Origin of the sequence: Mucilaginibacter metallidurans, from assembly GCF_003286435.2 — a bacterium.
Classification (GTDB): Bacteria; Bacteroidota; Bacteroidia; order Sphingobacteriales; family Sphingobacteriaceae; genus Mucilaginibacter; species Mucilaginibacter gossypii.
On the sequence record NZ_CP043449.1, the window covers coordinates 4,701,603 to 4,718,388 of the forward strand.

Annotated in this window: 16 protein-coding genes; 6 read left to right on the forward strand and 10 right to left on the reverse strand. The window is 44.2% G+C overall.

Going from position 1 to position 16,786, the window contains the following annotated elements:
- Window positions 1-127 precede the first annotated feature (127 nt).
- The 3 genes from rlmD (at window position 128) to DIU38_RS19855 (ending at window position 2,723) form a co-directional block, all read left to right on the forward strand.
- A complete protein-coding gene (gene rlmD / locus DIU38_RS19845; RefSeq protein WP_112652682.1) occupies window positions 128-1,534 on the forward strand; it encodes a 23S rRNA (uracil(1939)-C(5))-methyltransferase RlmD in 1,407 nt (468 codons plus the stop codon).
- A gap of 172 nt (window positions 1,535-1,706) precedes the next feature.
- Window positions 1,707-2,102 (forward strand): hypothetical protein, encoded by a 396-nt coding sequence (locus tag DIU38_RS19850; protein ID WP_112652683.1) that lies wholly within the window; start codon window positions 1,707-1,709, stop codon window positions 2,100-2,102.
- Between the two features lie 108 nt (window positions 2,103-2,210).
- Entirely contained in the window at window positions 2,211-2,723 is a 513-nt protein-coding gene (locus DIU38_RS19855) for a phosphoribosyltransferase family protein (RefSeq protein WP_112652721.1), read from the forward strand.
- A gap of 116 nt (window positions 2,724-2,839) precedes the next feature.
- On the opposite strand, the gene DIU38_RS19860 is transcribed toward DIU38_RS19855, so the two are convergent.
- The 4 genes from DIU38_RS19860 to DIU38_RS19875 are packed head-to-tail and all read right to left on the reverse strand — an operon-like array spanning window position 2,840 to window position 6,077.
- The gene (locus DIU38_RS19860) at window positions 2,840-3,343 is read right to left on the reverse strand and encodes a shikimate kinase (RefSeq protein WP_112652684.1); all 504 of its coding nucleotides are present in this window, start codon (window positions 3,341-3,343) and stop codon (window positions 2,840-2,842) included.
- 10 nt (window positions 3,344-3,353) lie between these two features.
- Entirely contained in the window at window positions 3,354-4,412 is a 1,059-nt protein-coding gene (locus DIU38_RS19865) for an ABC transporter permease (RefSeq protein ID WP_112652685.1), read from the reverse strand.
- 4 nt (window positions 4,413-4,416) lie between these two features.
- A complete protein-coding gene (locus DIU38_RS19870) occupies window positions 4,417-5,580 on the reverse strand; it encodes a BT_3928 family protein (RefSeq protein WP_112652686.1) in 1,164 nt (387 codons plus the stop codon).
- A gap of 5 nt (window positions 5,581-5,585) precedes the next feature.
- Window positions 5,586-6,077, reverse strand: coding sequence for a DUF1599 domain-containing protein (locus tag DIU38_RS19875; protein WP_090534301.1), 492 nt, complete (start codon window positions 6,075-6,077; stop codon window positions 5,586-5,588).
- A 177-nt stretch (window positions 6,078-6,254) separates the two neighbouring features.
- On the opposite strand from DIU38_RS19875, the gene folP reads away from it, so the two are divergent.
- Both folP and DIU38_RS19885 read left to right on the forward strand, forming a co-directional pair.
- Entirely contained in the window at window positions 6,255-7,106 is an 852-nt protein-coding gene (gene folP / locus DIU38_RS19880; RefSeq protein ID WP_112652687.1) for a dihydropteroate synthase, read from the forward strand.
- A 9-nt stretch (window positions 7,107-7,115) separates the two neighbouring features.
- Entirely contained in the window at window positions 7,116-7,601 is a 486-nt protein-coding gene (locus DIU38_RS19885) for a GNAT family N-acetyltransferase (RefSeq protein WP_112652688.1), read from the forward strand.
- A gap of 153 nt (window positions 7,602-7,754) precedes the next feature.
- Here DIU38_RS19885 and DIU38_RS19890 read toward each other — a convergent pair whose 3' ends face one another.
- The 3 genes from DIU38_RS19890 to recJ all read right to left on the reverse strand — a co-directional run bounded on the left by DIU38_RS19890 (window position 7,755) and on the right by recJ (window position 11,898).
- Window positions 7,755-9,296: a GH3 auxin-responsive promoter family protein gene (locus DIU38_RS19890; protein ID WP_112652689.1), complete on the reverse strand. Its 1,542-nt coding sequence runs from the start codon at window positions 9,294-9,296 to the stop codon at window positions 7,755-7,757.
- A 7-nt stretch (window positions 9,297-9,303) separates the two neighbouring features.
- The gene (gene lptB, locus DIU38_RS19895; protein ID WP_112652690.1) at window positions 9,304-10,044 is read right to left on the reverse strand and encodes an LPS export ABC transporter ATP-binding protein; all 741 of its coding nucleotides are present in this window, start codon (window positions 10,042-10,044) and stop codon (window positions 9,304-9,306) included.
- Window positions 10,045-10,194: 150 nt separating this feature from the next.
- Window positions 10,195-11,898 (reverse strand): single-stranded-DNA-specific exonuclease RecJ, encoded by a 1,704-nt coding sequence (recJ, locus tag DIU38_RS19900; protein WP_112652691.1) that lies wholly within the window; start codon window positions 11,896-11,898, stop codon window positions 10,195-10,197.
- 83 nt (window positions 11,899-11,981) lie between these two features.
- On the opposite strand from recJ, the gene DIU38_RS19905 reads away from it, so the two are divergent.
- Window positions 11,982-12,755 carry an MBL fold metallo-hydrolase gene (locus DIU38_RS19905; RefSeq protein ID WP_112652692.1) on the forward strand — a complete coding sequence of 258 codons (774 nt, stop codon included), beginning with the start codon at window positions 11,982-11,984 and terminating at the stop codon, window positions 12,753-12,755.
- Here DIU38_RS19905 and DIU38_RS19910 read toward each other — a convergent pair.
- From DIU38_RS19910 to gcvP, 3 genes are all read right to left on the reverse strand, one after another.
- Window positions 12,752-13,171 carry a response regulator gene (locus DIU38_RS19910; protein ID WP_091172136.1) on the reverse strand — a complete coding sequence of 140 codons (420 nt, stop codon included), beginning with the start codon at window positions 13,169-13,171 and terminating at the stop codon, window positions 12,752-12,754. The two genes, DIU38_RS19905 and DIU38_RS19910, sit on opposite strands and share 4 nt — an antisense overlap.
- Before the next feature lie 177 nt (window positions 13,172-13,348).
- Window positions 13,349-13,723, reverse strand: a complete 375-nt coding sequence (locus DIU38_RS19915) for an antibiotic biosynthesis monooxygenase family protein (protein ID WP_112652693.1) — start codon at window positions 13,721-13,723, stop codon at window positions 13,349-13,351.
- 60 nt (window positions 13,724-13,783) lie between these two features.
- Window positions 13,784-16,675, reverse strand: a complete 2,892-nt coding sequence (gcvP, locus tag DIU38_RS19920) for an aminomethyl-transferring glycine dehydrogenase (protein WP_112652694.1) — start codon at window positions 16,673-16,675, stop codon at window positions 13,784-13,786.
- Window positions 16,676-16,786 lie beyond the last annotated feature (111 nt).

Genomic DNA, 16,786 nt, shown 5'->3' on the forward strand with positions numbered 1-16,786 from the left:
TTTGCTAAGCTTATTTGTTTAAAAAGCTTGTTTTAGTATCGTAACGTCTTTTAAAGGCGACCGGCTTTCTTTTGTCCCTCCTCTCCCATTTTCAGGATTAAATAAATAGGGTTAACTTTGCAGCCTGATGAGTAAAGCTAACAAACCAAAGTTTTTTGAGAATGTACAGATCATTGACATTGCCGAAGAAGGCAAAGGGGTAGGCAAAGCCGATGACTTTGTGCTTTTTGTAGATAAGGCCGTACCCGGCGATGTGGCAGATGTACAGCTATACCGTAGTAAGAAAAACTTCGGCGAAGGCAAGATCACCGAATTAAAACAAGCTTCTGAATACCGCACGCAAGCTTTTTGCGAACACTTCGGCACCTGTGGTGGCTGCAAATGGCAGCACATGACCTACGAGGCCCAGCTTAAATTCAAACAAAAATCGGTTGTCGATGCTTTAAGTCGCCTGGCTAAGATCAACGTTGAAGGCATTATGCCTATCGTACCTTCGCCTGCCGACAGGTATTACCGTAACAAGCTTGAGTTTACCTTCTCCAACAAACGCTGGCTTTATGATGGTGAAAACAAGGAAGACGGCACGTTAAATATGAATGCCCTGGGTTTCCACATTCCGGGCAGGTTTGATAAAATATTAGATGTAAACCATTGCTACCTGCAGGCCGAGCCCTCCAACAGTCTGCGTAATGAGATCCGTGATTTTACCATTCAACAGGGTTATACGTATTACGATCTGCGTAATCACAGCGGTATGCTCCGCAATCTGGTTGTACGTACCTCATCAACCGGCGAGATCATGGTGATTGTAGTTTTCGCTTACGCAGAACAAAGCGAGATCGATAGCCTGATGAGCCATATTGACGCCCGTTTCCCGGAAATAACTTCATTGTTATATATCGTAAACCAGAAAAAGAACGATACTATTTTTGACCAGGATGTTGTAGCCTTTAAAGGCCCCGAATATATCCACGAGGAAATGAATGGCATCAAGTTCCGTATAGGGCCTAAGTCATTTTACCAGACCAACTCCATCCAGGCACTTCGTCTGTATGAAATAACCCGTGATTTCGCTGATTTTAAAGGCGATGAACTGGTTTATGACCTTTACACGGGCGCCGGCACCATTGCCAACTTTGTTGCCGGTCACGTGCGCGAAGTTGTTGGTGTTGAGTATGTACCTACTGCCATTGAAGATGCTAAGGTAAATTCGGCCATTAATAATATCACCAACACCAAGTTTTATGCCGGTGATATGAAAGATGTATTGGTGGCCGATTTCGTAGCTGAGCATGGCAAACCGGATGTGATCATTACCGACCCACCACGTGCCGGCATGCACCCTGATGTAGTAGCCCGCTTAATGGAAATTGAAGCCCCTAAAATTGTTTATGTAAGCTGCAATGCCGCCACCCAGGCCCGTGACCTGCTGGTGCTAAAAGAAAAATATGATACGGTTAAAATTCAGCCGGTAGATATGTTTCCGCATACCCAGCACGTGGAGAATGTGGTGTTACTTTTGTTAAGAGATTAGAGGTTGGAGGTTAGAGATTAGTTGTTCTTAGCGCATGGCTCATGGTTGATAGTTCATAGCTATGATGTTTAAGAATCGGTACGATCACAAAAACAAATCGGTTTAATCATCTAATAATCAGTGAAATACCAAAAAATCAACGAAATCAGCGTAATCAAAAAAATCAACGGTCATGAACCCTGAAGAACTGCTTAACGAAGGAAATGAACGCAACAAACCGGCGGCTGAGAGTCCGCTGATAAGTTTGGAGCGTGACCTGAAATATTTTAACGACTCAATTAAAGAGATAGCCGAAGAGATCATTAACGAAGGACTCTCTTCCTACCCTATTTTCATAGCTCATCAGCACGAACTTAGTTTAGGCGAATTAATCCTTGATCGTCATGATTTAAACTCGGAATGGAGCATTCATGCTTCTACATTGGAAGAATTTGTAGAACGAGACGTTATAAAGCCTGTACTGAAAGAGCGCTTTGTTAACAGCTACAAAGATCCGTACCAATTTATGTGCGTATTTGTAGTGGTTCCCGAAGGCGCAAACTTTGTGTTTTTCCCTTACGCTAAGTAAGTTTTATTTATATAAATTTGAGACGTGCGGGAAATAAACCTAATGTAGTTTTATCACCATTCCGCATAAAAGCTCTTTTAAAAAGAGCAACAAATAATGCTGATAAAAATGCCTGAAAAAAAGCTTCTCATATTAAATAAGCAACAGATCCAGCAAAAGCTCGACAGGATGGCCTACCAGATACTGGAGGATAATTTTGACGAGGATGAAATATTGATAGCCGGTATTCTGCCGCGCGGTAACCACATTGCCGAACGCCTGAAAACCATACTTGACGGCATTGCGCCTTTCAAAAGCCGTATCATCACCATCGAGCTGGAAAAACAAAGCAGCAGCCTGAGCGCCAATATTGATTTTGAGGTTGAAGAGTGCAGCAATAAAGTAGTGATCCTGGTTGATGATGTGCTGAACAGCGGTAAAACCCTTGCTTATGGCTTTGGTGTGTTTTTAGATGTTCCGCTAAAAAAGCTCCGTACCGCGGTACTGGTAGACCGCAATCATAAAAGTTTCCCTATCACTACTGACTTTGCAGGTGTAGCCCTTTCAACCGTTATTAAAGAACATGTTGATGTAGTGCTTGACGAAGAAGATGGTGAAGAGGATGCGGTTTATTTGAGGTAAGATACAGAATATATAAAATTCATGCCATTGCGAGCGATAGCGTGGCAATCGCACATAAGCAGATCCGCCCTGCACAGCATGCGATTGCTTCGTACCTCGCAATGACATCGTAGAGGTTAATTATACCCCAACGCCTCTTCCAGCTTCTCAACCGACATATCTATCCCTTCAACGATGTTGCTTGCCTGCAGATAAAAGCCTTCGCGCTCGGCCAGTTTGCCGGTTATAAATTCAATTAGTTCATCACCTTTTTTCCCTTGCAATACCGGACGAATGGTTTTGCTGTTCTCCAACCTGTCGGCCAGGGTTTTGGGAGATAGTTTTATGTAGAGGGTTTTACCGTTGGCATTCATCCAATCCATGTTATCAAAAAAACAAGGCAATCCTCCACCGGTTGATACCACCGTATTTTCGGCATATTCAGTTTCTTTCAATACCTGCGATTCCAGTTTACGGAATGCATCTTCACCAAATGAGGAAAAATATTCGGCTATGCTCATGCCTGCTTTGGCTTCGAGCACATGGTCAAGATCAATAAATTCATAGCCCCATTTGGCGGCCAGTTTGCGGCCCCAGGTTGTTTTGCCACACCCCATAAAGCCCACAATAAAATATTTCATAAAAATTCCTTCAGCTTAATTTTACTCGCGGGTCTATCCAAACATAGATAACATCCACCAGGATACTGATCACCACAAATATAAACGCGATAAACAATATAGAGCCCATCACCACCGGAAAATCCGACATTTCCAAAGCGTCAACCGTGGCTTTGCCCAATCCGTTATAACCAAAAATGTATTCCACAAAAAACGAACCTGCCAATAGCGACGCAAACCAGTTGGCAATGGCGGTAATTACGGGGTTCATGGCATTTTTAAGTGCATGACGGTAAATAATCGTCCGGTTACTTAATCCTTTCGCTTTGGCAGTTCGGATGTAATCCTGCCCCAAAACATCAAGCATCGCATTGCGTGTAAGCTGTACAATAATGGCCAACGGACGCAAACCCAAAGTAATTACCGGCAGTACAAGGTTTTTCAGTGTGATCACTTCGCCTTTAAACGGGTCATAGCTATACAAACTGCCCGACATATTTAAGTGCGTGTAGTTACTTAGCACAAAACCAAAGGTCCAGGCAATGATAATCCCGGCAAAAAAAGAGGGGGCAGAAATGCCCAGTGTTGAAAAACTAATAGCCAGCTTATCAATCCAGGTATCTTTGTTCACCGCGCTTGCCACGCCCAAAAAAACACCGATAATGATAGCGAAGATCATAGCGGCAGCTGCAAGCACCAGTGTATTCGGGATCACTTCCATCAATAATGAAGCTACATCTTTACGGGTTTGGTATGAACGCCTTAAATAAGGCCATTTCAACGCCAGCACTTTGCTTTTGCTCACCGGGAATAGTTTTACATAGCCGTAGCGCTGTTGCTCGTCAGCCGTATTAAGATGGATACCTAATGGGGAAAGATCATTCAGATAATAGGCAAATTGCACCGGCACCGGTTTATCCAGCCCAAACTCTTTGCGTACGGCCTGAAGCGATTGTACGTCGGCACGCTGTCCCTGGGTCATGCGGGCAGGATCCACAGGCAGGATATTGAACAGAAAAAAAACAACAAACACTACCCCCAGCATTACTGCCAGCCCGTACATTAATTTGCGGAGCAGGTAAGGGATCATTTGGTTATTTCTGTAAGTATTCCTTTACTATGTCTTCGTATTTAGGCACCGAATGATAATGCCACTTATTAATAACGGTGCCATTCTTAATTAACAAAACGCCCGGATTGGAACGCACCATTGATTTCAGCGGAACACCGTCTGCATAAAAGATCTCGCTGATCAGCTTATGCTCTTTGGCAAACGCTTTGGCATCGGCTGCGGAATTTGAAGTGAGCAGTACGGTACGGATATTATAATTATCAGTCAAATTAATGGCCAATGCGTTTAAGCGATTGATCGCATCTTTATCTGTTTCGCTCAAATCATAGGCTACAATGAACAGGCTATAAAAAGGGCTCGAAAGTAATTCTTTGGTATAATCGTTCCGCTGTTCATCCTGGATAGCCAGGTCACGAATTTTAGGCTCATATCCCTTTTTCACCAGGCGGTTTTCCGGGTCACCAACAACTTCCCAACTGGCGTCCTTCCAGATATTACTTTTAAGGTATTCCTTATCGTTCATCACCTTGGTAGCGCCAGTCTTTTTGTTTTTGAGGTGATAGGTAAGTTCAAACTCGTCAAGAGGTGCACCGGGCGGAATCTTCATTTCATCGGGTAGGTTAGCACCTATTTTGTATGGCAAAAAATCAATGACCGGCGAAAAGTTGTAAGTGTATACGCCGAAGCCAACCGAAACTACGGCAGCGCAGATCAGCCACTTATCGCCAACCTTCGCGCTAAATAATGGCTTAATTTCTTTGCGCTTTACAAACAATACCAGCACCAAAGCAAGCAGAACCATATCCTTACTGAAGGACTGCCATGGTGTTAAGGGAATGGCATCGCCAAAGCAGCCGCAGGTTTGCACCACTTTAAAAAAGGCCGAGTAAAAAGTTAAAAAGCCAAAAAAGATAATCAGCAATAACAAGCCCCAGGCAACTTTAACAGCTCGCGCACCTATCAACAAAGCAAAACCCAATAGCATTTCAAGCGCGCAAAGCACAATCGCCATCGTTAGCGCCAGGCCGTTAAGGAACGTGATATGAAATACCTCGAAATACTCAACCAGCTTATACGAAAAGCCCAACGGATCATTGGCTTTGATCGCTCCCGAAAATATAAACAACAAGCCCACCAATAAGCGTGGGATCCATATTACAGCGCTATTTGATGATGTATTTTTCATAAGCTTTATTTGCCCAGATGTATATTAAGCTTGATCAGCGCGAAAACGGCATAGTTCAGCATATCCTGGTAGTTGGCTTTTACACCTTCTGAAGCTTCTGTAAGGCCTTGATTATCTTCTATCTGTTTTACGCGGAGCAGTTTCATCAGTATCAGATCTGTCAATGAACTGATGCGCATATCGCGCCATGCTTCGCCGTAATCATGATTTTTGGCAAACATCAGCTCTTTGGTTTCATTCACCTTCTCGTCAAACATCTGGCTCACATGATCAGGGTTAAGCTCGGTCGACATTTCGGGGCCGCATTCCAGCTGCATCATGGCTATCACACAATAGTTAACAATGCCGATGTATTCGCCGGTGATATCATCGCCCACTTTTGAAATTTTCTTCTCTTCTAAAGTGCGGATTCGCTGGGCCTTGATAAAAATCTGATCAGTAATGGATTGCGGACGGAGGATGCGCCATGCGGTGCCATAATCGCGGGTCTTTTTCATGAATAGGCCCTTACATATATTAATAACGCCTTCGTATTCTGCTGCTGTATTAGTCAAAAGATGATGTGTTTTGTTTGTTGTAACGTTGTAAAGCTTAAATGTTGGAAGGTTTTGAAGCCTGCGCCTGTAAAGTTAGTTAACTTTGCCGTATTATAACTTTGTAACACTTAACTAACCGTGACTAAAAATACATTTTTCCGTAAAAAAGTTACACTTAATGCCGGGGGCCGATTGATTGATCTTTCATCGCCAAAAGTGATGGGCATTATCAATATCACACCCGATTCGTTTTTTGCCGACAGCCGCAAACCCGGCGTTGATGAAGCCTTACAACAAGCAGAAAAAATGCTGACCGATGGTGCAACATTTCTGGATATCGGCGCATACTCATCACGCCCCGGAGCGGTTGATATTTCAGCACAGGAAGAGACGGACAGGTTATTGCCTGTTGTTGAAGCTATTGCTGCCCAATTCCCGGAGGTTATTATGTCGATAGATACCTTCCGGGCGAATGTTGCCGAAGCAGCTGTAAAGGGCGGCGCACATATTATCAATGATATATCAGGCGGCATGCTTGATGCTGACATGTTTGCTACTGTTGCCCGCCTGCAGGTGCCATATATTTTGATGCATATGAAAGGCACCCCGCAAACCATGAACCAACTAGCCAAATATGATGATGTATTTGGTGAGGTGTTTGATTATTTTATCTCGAAATACAGCGAATTAAAACGCCTTGGGGTACATGATGTGATCCTTGACCCAGGTTTCGGCTTTGCTAAAAAAGCGGAGCATAGTTATGAACTGATGAGCCGGATGAATGAATTTAATATATTGGGTTTACCGGTGCTTACTGGTATCTCCCGTAAAAGGATGATCTACGGTTTATTGGGGAATACGGCGGAAGAGGCGTTGAATGGTACTACAGCTTTAAATACTATTGCATTGACGAAAGGTACCAATATTTTGAGGGTGCATGACGTGAAGGAGGCTGCGGAAGCGGTGCAAATTTGGGAGGCTTGCCAATAATTCTTACTTATGGAGATATTACCTGCGACAACAAACGATATTGATGAGATCACCAACGTGGAGATTAGGAGCAAAATGGCTTCATTTCCGAGCTTGGTTGAACCTCATGATATTGATTTTGAAACCCGGCAATACCGCTGGAAAACATGGTTCGCAGCGCAATCACCAGCCACTTCCAAACCGCAGCGGGTTTTGTTTAAAGCTGTAGCAGATAATTCTATAATTGGCTATATCGCTGTTCATTTAACTACCCGGTATGAAAAAGATGCAGAGATCCAATCGTTTTATGTACTTAAGGAATATCAGCGAAAAGGGATAGGAACAGGCCTATTACTTAATGCAGTAAACTGGCTTGAAACGCAGCACACGAAAAGCTTATGCGTTGGCATTGCAAAAAATACCCCCTACCGGGCATTTTATATAAAATATGGCGGCGGGCATTTAAATGAGCATTGGATTTGCTGGGAGGATGTTGCGGCTATAATTATGAGCTGACGCTCGGTTATATAGCAGAACAGAGTATTCTAATCTTTCTTGTCGCTTGACTTTTACAATCCTGATTCTAATTCCCGCTGACGCTCGGCTCCTGCCGAGTGAGTGGTAACTATCACCAGGCGTCTGGCCTGTTAATTCGTTTTTTCTTGCTTCTTAATTCTTAAAGTCCTGATTCTGAAAAGCCCCGTCCATCATTTTCAAAATAGCATCAACATATTCCCTGTCATTAGCCAGGCGTGGTACCTTATGCTGACCGCCTAATTTTCCTTTTTCCCTCATCCAGTTAAAGAAAGTACCATCAGGTGCGCGGCGTACTATCGGGCGGCGCAGTGCAAGGTCTTTAAAACGCTTGGCGTCGTAGTCAGAATTGATGCGGCGCAGGGTTTCATCCAACAGGTCAACAAAACGCTCAAACTCGGCCGGTTTCTTTTCAAACTCAATGATCCACTCATGGGCACCGCATTCATCGCCGTTAAAATAAACTGGGGCAGCGGTGTATTCCCTGATCACAGCTCCTGTTTGAAGGCATGCTTCTTCCAAAGCACGTTCAGCATTATCAATGATCACCTCCTCGCCAAAGGCATTAATAAAATGCTTTGTGCGACCGGTAATCTGGATCCTGAACGGCGAAAGTGACGAAAACTTAATGGTATCCCCTATCATGTAGCGCCACAGGCCTGCATTGGTTGATATAATGAGCGCGTAGTTTTTGTTTAGTTCCACCTCATCAAGGGTAAGTGTTTCAGGGTTTTCATCGTGAAGGTTTTCGATCGGTAAAAACTCGTAAAAAACACCGTAATCAAGCATCAGCAGCATATCGCCGGGTTCTTTGGTATCCTGTATGCCGAAGAAGCCTTCGGAAGCGTTATAATTCTCGAGGTAATACATATCCTCGTGAGGGATCAGCTTTTTAAACTGCTCGCGGTAAGGTGTAAAATTCACCGCGCCATGGAAATACATTTCCAGGTTGGGCCAAATTTCAAGCAGGTTATTTTTGCCGGTGATCTCCAGGATGCGTTTAAACAACACCAGGTTCCAGGTGGGTACGCCGCTGATACTGGTAACATTAACATCCTTGGTAGCATGGGCTATCTTCTCAATTTTTTCCTCAAAGTTTTCGAGCAGGGCGATGTCTAAATGCGGTGTACGGTGAAACTCGGCCCACATGGGCAGGTTTTTCATGATCACCGCCGAAAGATCTCCAAAGGAAGTATCCGGACTTAACTGACTGATCTGGTGGCTGCCCCCGAGCGTCAGGATTTTCCCTGTAAACATACGCGCGTTAGGCTGATTATTAAAATAAATGGTAAGCAGATCCTTACCGCCTTTAAAGTGGCATTCTTCCAACGCTTCCTCACTTACCGGGATAAATTTGCTCCTGTCGCTGGTAGTGCCCGATGATTTGGCAAACCAGCGGATCTCTGAAGGCCACAGCACATTTTTTTCGCCTTTGAGCATCCGCTCGATGTAAGGCTTTAACGTATCATAATTTTGTATAGGTACCCGCTCCTTAAACTGGCCCAGATTTTCGATACTTTTATAATGGTGTTTTTTGCCCCACTCCGTGTTTTCAGCAACCGATACCAGTTGCTCAAACCATTCTTCCTGCACTTCATTAGGGTACTTCATAAAAAGCTCTATCTGGTGGATACGCTTTTTCATGAACCAGGTAAATACGGAGTTAAAGAGGGTCATAGGGCTATTATTGAGGAAAAACCTTTCTTTTAAGCACAAAGTTTGCCCCAAGATACACTTTCCTCACCATTTCATTCTCAGCCAATACCTCGGGTACGCCTGATTCTAATATTTTACCTTCAAAAAGCAGGTATGCGCGGTCGGTGATCGACAGCGTTTCCTGCACGTTGTGGTCGGTTATTAATATCCCGATGTTGCGGGTACGCAGTTTGGCCACCATCGCCTGGATCTCCTCTACCGCAATCGGGTCAACCCCGGCAAAGGGCTCATCCAGCAGGATAAAATTAGGCTCGGCAGCAAGCGCTCGGGCTATTTCTGTACGACGGCGCTCACCACCCGATAATAGGTCGCCCCGGTTTTTACGCACTTTGTGCAAACTAAACTCATCGATCAGCTCTTCCAGCTTGTCTTTTTGCTTATCCTTTGACATATCGCCCATTTCCAGCACGGCTTTGATGTTATCCTCAACCGAAAGTTTGCGGAATACCGAGGCTTCCTGCGCCAGGTAGCCTATCCCTTTTTGGGCACGGCGGTACATGGGGTCCTGGGTTATGTTTTCATCATCCAGGTGAATAGTACCTTCATTAGGTTTTATCAAACCTACTATCATATAAAATGATGTGGTTTTACCCGCGCCATTAGGCCCAAGTAAACCAACAATTTCGCCCTGTGCCACATCAAAAGACACGTCGTTAACAACGGTACGCTGCTTGTATTTCTTAACTAAATTATCTGCTCTTAGTATCATTTTTTTACCGGGATTACACCGATTGTTTATTTTGATTTCACCGATTAGTTTTAACCGTTGATTCTTTTGATTTCGCTGATAAAAACTTTCAACTATGAACTATGATCCATGAACTATTTGCCAGCCCAACTAATCTCCAATCACCAACCTCTAATCACTAAACCTTATCCCCTTCACATTCAACTGTATGGTTCTTCTTTCGCGCCAAACATTTTCTTCTATCGAATAGCACATTTCGAACGGAACACCCGGCCTTAATTGTTCCAGGTACTGGCCGTGGTTAAAGGCTATGCAATCAAACGCTGCCGATCCTTCCTGCATTACGCTCATTTTAATGTGCGAGCCGCCAACCAAACCGGCGTTACCACTAACATACACATTTTTACTTATGAAAACCGGCGCCATATTTTCAGGTCCGAAAGGAGCAAATTGACTCAGGATCCTGAAAAATTTTGGTTCTATCTGGCTTAAACGTAATTCGGCGTCAATTTGTATTTGCTGTATCAATTGTTCGGGTTTTATGGTAGAGCTTACCACCTCTTCAAACCTTTCAATAAAAGCTTCAAGATTTTCGGGGGCCATGGTAAGGCCCGCTGCATACTTATGCCCTCCAAACTGGATCAGCAGATCTTTGCAGCCACAAAGCGCTTCATACAAATCATATCCTAAAACCGAACGTGCCGACCCGGCTACATGCCCGTTTGAACGGGTAAGCACAATGGTTGGTCGGTAATATTTTTCGGTTAGTCTTGAGGCAACAATACCAATAACTCCCTTGTGCCAATCTTCATTAAACACCACGGTTGATTTACGGGCTATAAGCACCTCATCACTTTCTATCATGCCAAGCGCTTCGTCGGTAATGTTAAGATCGTGCCCTTTTCGCTCGGTATTGCGCACGTTGATCATGGCGCTTTTTTCTTTGGCAACGTCTTTATCGGTAGCTATCAGTAATTCAACCGCATGTTTGGCGTCGTCTATCCTGCCGGCTGCATTAATCCGCGGACCAAGCGAAAATACAACATCCGATATAGTATATGTCCCTGTCTTGCCCGCTATCTCCATCAAGGCTTTAACGCCTATACATGGGTCAGTATTTATTTTTTGCAGGCCGAAATGAGCTAGCACCCTGTTCTCTCCTGTGATATGAACAATATCACAGGAGATGCTGATCACCACCAGGTCGAGATAGCAGTTTACTTCTTCAATTGGAATATTATTTTTTTCGGCATAGGCCTGGATCAGCTTGAAGCCAATGCCGCAGCCGGATAATTCTTTATATGGATATTCACAATCTTCGCGTTTGGGATCAAGCACCGCTACCGCTGCCGGAATAGATGTGCCTGGCAAATGGTGATCACAGATGATAAAATCAATGCCTTTTTCATTGGCGTAGTCAATTTTATCAACTGATTTAATGCCGCAGTCCAGCGCTATGATCAGGGTGATTCCGTGCTCAGCAGCATAGTCAATTCCCTGGGTAGATATCCCATAACCTTCTTTGTAGCGGTCGGGGATATAATATTCAATATTGGTATACAGCTTTTTGAAAAAACTGTAGGTTAGCGCGACAGCTGTGGTGCCATCCACATCGTAATCACCGTAGATCATGATCTTTTCGCCTGCTGCTATGGCTTGCTCAATACGGAGGATGGCCTTTTCCATATCCTTCATCAGGAATGGATCGTGCAGATGCCGGTGATCGGGCCTGAAAAAATAGCGGGCATCTTCAAAGGTGGTAATACCACGCTGCACAAGCATAGCGCTTAGTACGGTATCAATGTTGAGTTGGGCGGCTAATTTTATTACATCATCATGGTTTGTATTATCCTTTAGCGCCCAACGTTTATTCATATCTTTGCAGCTTGAAACAGTAAATATACTTATGCTCTGTTAAAGAGCCAAAGGTACATTCAAAATCTGATACTACGTTTACTATGGAATTTTTTGCTTTAGGTGAGGGCTCATATTCGGTTGATGCAACCAAGAAATTTATCCCGTTTAACCCGGAAACTGATAACCCCAAAGACCGCCCGGCTTCGTTGTTTATTCACGTTAACCCCTTCCTCATCAAAACAAAAACCGATCTGATTGTATTGGATACCGGCCTCGGCTTTAAAGATACCCGCGACGAGCTCATGCTGCACCAAAACATCCGTAATGCGGGTTTCGATCCGGATGATGTAACCCTGGTGATGATGTCTCACCTGCATTATGACCACTCTGGCGGTTTGGTAGTTGAACGGAATGGTAAATTAGTACCCAGCTTTCCGCAGGCCGAGCACGTGATCAATAAACAGGAATGGGAGTTTGGGATCAGCGGCAAAGGCTCATCATACCATGTTGAAATATTTGAAGCGTTACAGGCCGAAGGAGCTAAGATAACTTTCGTTGAAGGCAGCGGTGAGTTTAAACCGGGTATCAGGTATGAACATTCGGGTGGTCATTGCCCGGCGCATCAGGTATTTTGGTTTGATATAGAAGGCGAAAAAGTATTTTTTGGCGGTGATGAGCTTCCCGAACCAGAGCAACTGTTGAGGAAATTCATAGCCAAGTACGACATGGACGGCCGCAAGGCTATGATGCTGCGCGAAGAATATGGTAAAAAGGCTGCCGCCGAAGGATGGAAATGCCTGTTTTACCATGCTAAATCATTCACTATCGGAACCGTTGAAACAGAAGGAGACCATTTTAAGGTTAAACCGGTTTAATTTTCGGCAGCTACCTCAAAAAGTTCTTTTATCTTTTCAACGTTGAGCGGCTTGGAGATAAAATCTTTAACCAACGGATATGAACGCGCTTTGTTAATATCGTTGCTAAAAACTGATGATGATATAATATAGATCTTGCTTTTGCCCAGGGGATCAAGGTTGAGGCGCTTATACTCATCCAAAAATTCCCAGCCATTCATAATGGGCATATTAATATCAAGCAAAATATAATCGGGCAGTTTATTAGGGTCTTTTCTCTGGATATCAGAAAGTTGCTCAATCGCATATTTTCCGTTCAGGCAGGCCATAATTTCTGTATTAAGTAAAGCTTTCTTTATCAGTTTTATGGAGATAAAGTTATTTATCTCATCATCATCAACCAGTAATACACTTATGGCTTTATTGTTAATATTCATATCTAAAATTTAAGCGCGTTGTTTTATACGAGACCACGATTCAAAAAGTTATATTCCTTATAGTTGTAAATTATAAAAAACAATACATTTAAACGGCTCTGCAGCGTGAATATTTCATTTGATCTGGCCACTTAAATAAAGTTCAAAAAAATACGGGACAGAAATTAGCCATTGAATTTAAAAGGCGTAGTCATGCTCCACCCGGCAAATGCGTACTTTATAATTCAGGTACCATTTATCGCGCCCCTGCTGCTGGGCAAACAGGTGCCGGGCATTAGCTTTCCAATTCTTAATAGCTTCAACCGACTGCCAATAAGACACCGTAATTCCAACATTGTTACGCGCCGATTCAACGCCCAGAAAACCTTCCTGCTGCCGCGCCAATTCAACCATTTCATTAGCCATATCGCCATAGCCTTCCTCTACACCGGTACGTACCGATGTGAATATTACCGCATAATAAGGGGGCTGTGGTGTTTGGGCGATAAGCCCCTCTAAATCTCCCCTAAAGGGGGAGACTTTTGTATTGCCTTCGGGATTAGCTAAACTCATAATATATATTTGTGTGAAAAATAAAAACCCTCCTTGTTTAGGGGAGGGTTGATTTAAAAGCTATTCAATCACGCTTTCTTCAAACTCATACTCTTCCAGCGGAGGGCATGAGCAGATCAGCGTTCTGTCGCCATAAGTGTCATTAACCCTGCCCACCGAAGGCCAGAATTTATTGGCAGCAACGTAAGGCAGCGGGAATGCCGCTTTTTGACGGGTATAAGGATGCTCCCACTCGTTGCCGGTAATTACAGCTACGGTATGAGGTGCATTTTTTAACGGATTGTTTGTTTTATCAGATAAACCATCTACCACATCGGCAATTTCATGGCGGATGGAGATCATGGCATCGCAAAAACGGTCGAGCTCATGTTTAGGCTCTGATTCGGTTGGCTCAACCATTACCGTACCCGCAACCGGGAACGAAACAGTTGGCGCATGGAAACCATAATCCATTAAACGTTTGGCAATATCCGTAACCTCAATACCTGCCGATTTAAATGAGCGGCAATCCAGGATCATTTCATGCGCACAACGGCCATTAGCACCAGCATATAGTACAGGGTAATGCTCCTGTAACCTGGCTTTAATGTAGTTGGCATTCAGGATAGCATAACGGGTAGCGTTAGTCAAGCCTTCGGCACCCATCATGGCAATGTAAGCATGTGATATGATGAGGATAGATGCAGAGCCCCATGGCGCTGCAGATACTGCATGGATTGATTTCCCCCTGTCGATATCAACTACAGCATGACCAGGCAAGTAAGGAACCAAATGTTTAGCAACACCAATTGGGCCCATGCCGGGGCCACCGCCACCGTGAGGGATACAGAATGTTTTATGCAGGTTAAGGTGACAAACGTCGGCACCGATATTGGCCGGACTGGTTAAACCTACCTGCGCGTTCATGTTAGCACCGTCCATATAAACCTGGCCGCCGTTTTCATGAATGATCTCACAAATTTCGATAATGCTTTCTTCAAACACACCATGCGTTGATGGATAAGTAACCATCAGGCATGAAAGCTCGTTTTTGTATTGCTCAGCTTTGGCGCGCATGTCGGCAACATCAATGTTTCCGTTATCATCGCACTTAACCACCACTATCTTCATGCCGGCCATAGCTGCAGATGCAGGGTTGGTACCGTGTGCCGATGAAGGGATCAGAGCAATATTACGGTGGCTATCGCCCCTGTCATTGTGATAAGCGCGGATTACCATTAAACCGGCATACTCGCCTTGCGCACCGGCATTTGGCTGCAGGCTCATGGCTGCAAAACCGGTGATTTCGCTTAGCCAATTGTTGATCTCATCAAACAACTGCATGTAACCGCCAACCTGGTCGGTTGGGGCAAATGGATGGATTTTACTGAACTCGGCCCAGGTAACAGGTACCATTTCGGTGGTAGCGTTCAGTTTCATGGTACAAGAGCCTAAAGCTATCATAGAGTGGCAAAGCGAAAGATCTTTCGCCTCCAATGATTTGATATAACGCAGCATTTCATGTTCAGACCGGTGGGTATTGAACAGGCTGTGCGTTAAATATGCAGAGGTACGCTGAAGTTCTGTAGGAATAACCGTTTCAAGGCTTGCATTAACGCCATCGAAATCAACATCGTTAAATGTTTTACCTTTAACTTTGGCAAAGAACCTTACTATGGTTTTGATATCCTCAACCGAAGTTGTTTCATCAATTGCTATAGTTACTATTGAACCTTCGTAGTTAAGGTTCATTTCGTTATTTAATGCTTCCGAATGGATAGGCCCAACAAGGTTGCCCACATCAAACTTAACAGTATCAAAGTAAGCTTCGTTCAATTGCTCATAGCCAAGCTGCCCTAAGGTTTTGGCTAATAATACTGCTAAGCCGTGAATGCGCTCTGCTATAAGCTTAATACCATCCGGACCATGATATACGGCGTACATACCAGCCATAATAGCTAACAGTGCCTGTGCGGTGCAGATATTTGAGGTAGCTTTATCGCGGCGGATATGCTGCTCGCGGGTTTGCAGGGCCATGCGCAGGGCATAATTATTGGCGCTGTCGATAGTAACACCGATGATGCGGCCCGGGATAGAACGTTTATACTCTTCTTTAGTAGCGAAGAAAGCGGCATGCGGGCCGCCAAAGCCCATCGGTACGCCAAAACGTTGCGATGAACCAACAACGATATCGGCGCCCCATTCGCCCGGAGGGGTTAATAGCGCAAGGCTCATGATATCGGCAACAACGGTAAGCTTAATACCTTTTTCATGACCTTTTGCAGCAAAATCGGCGTAGTTATAAACCGCGCCATTGCCGGCAGGATATTGTACAATAGCGCCAAACATATCGTCGGTTAACTCAACGGTACGGTGGTCGCCTATTCTCAGCTCAATGCCATAAGGCTCTGAACGGGTTTTTAAGATATCAATAGTTTGCGGGAACACTTCTTCAGAAACGAAGAAAACATTGGCGCTGTTGTTTTTACGCAAGGTATATTGCATAAACATAGCCTCGGCAGCGGCAGTACCTTCATCAAGCAAAGAAGCATTGGCAATTTCCATACCGGTAAGGTCAATAACCATGGTTTGGAAATTTAGCAAAGCCTGCAGGCGGCCCTGTGCAATTTCGGCCTGGTATGGGGTGTACTGCGTGTACCATCCGGGGTTTTCAAGAATATTGCGCTGAATAACGCCCGGTACAATTACATCATAGTAACCTTTGCCGATGAATGACTTGAAAACTTTGTTTTTTGAAGCCGTTTGCTTTAAGGTGTTCAGGTAATCGAACTCGCTTTTTGCCGCGGGCAGGTTAAGCGGTTTGGCAAGCCTGATCTTTTGCGGTATGGTTTGCTCTATTAATTCATCAAGCGTACTTACACCGATGGTTTTTAACATTTTGGCCGTGTCGGCCGCGCTTGGAGCAATGTGCCTCGACTGAAACTGCTCCTGATAGGTTGTATTCAACTTCATGAATTAATCGTCCCTCTTAAATTTACCGCAAAGGTACGATTTTGCAACATGAGTAACAATTAGCTAATATGATATTGACAATGCATTTACAGGAAAAAAATGTATTTTGGC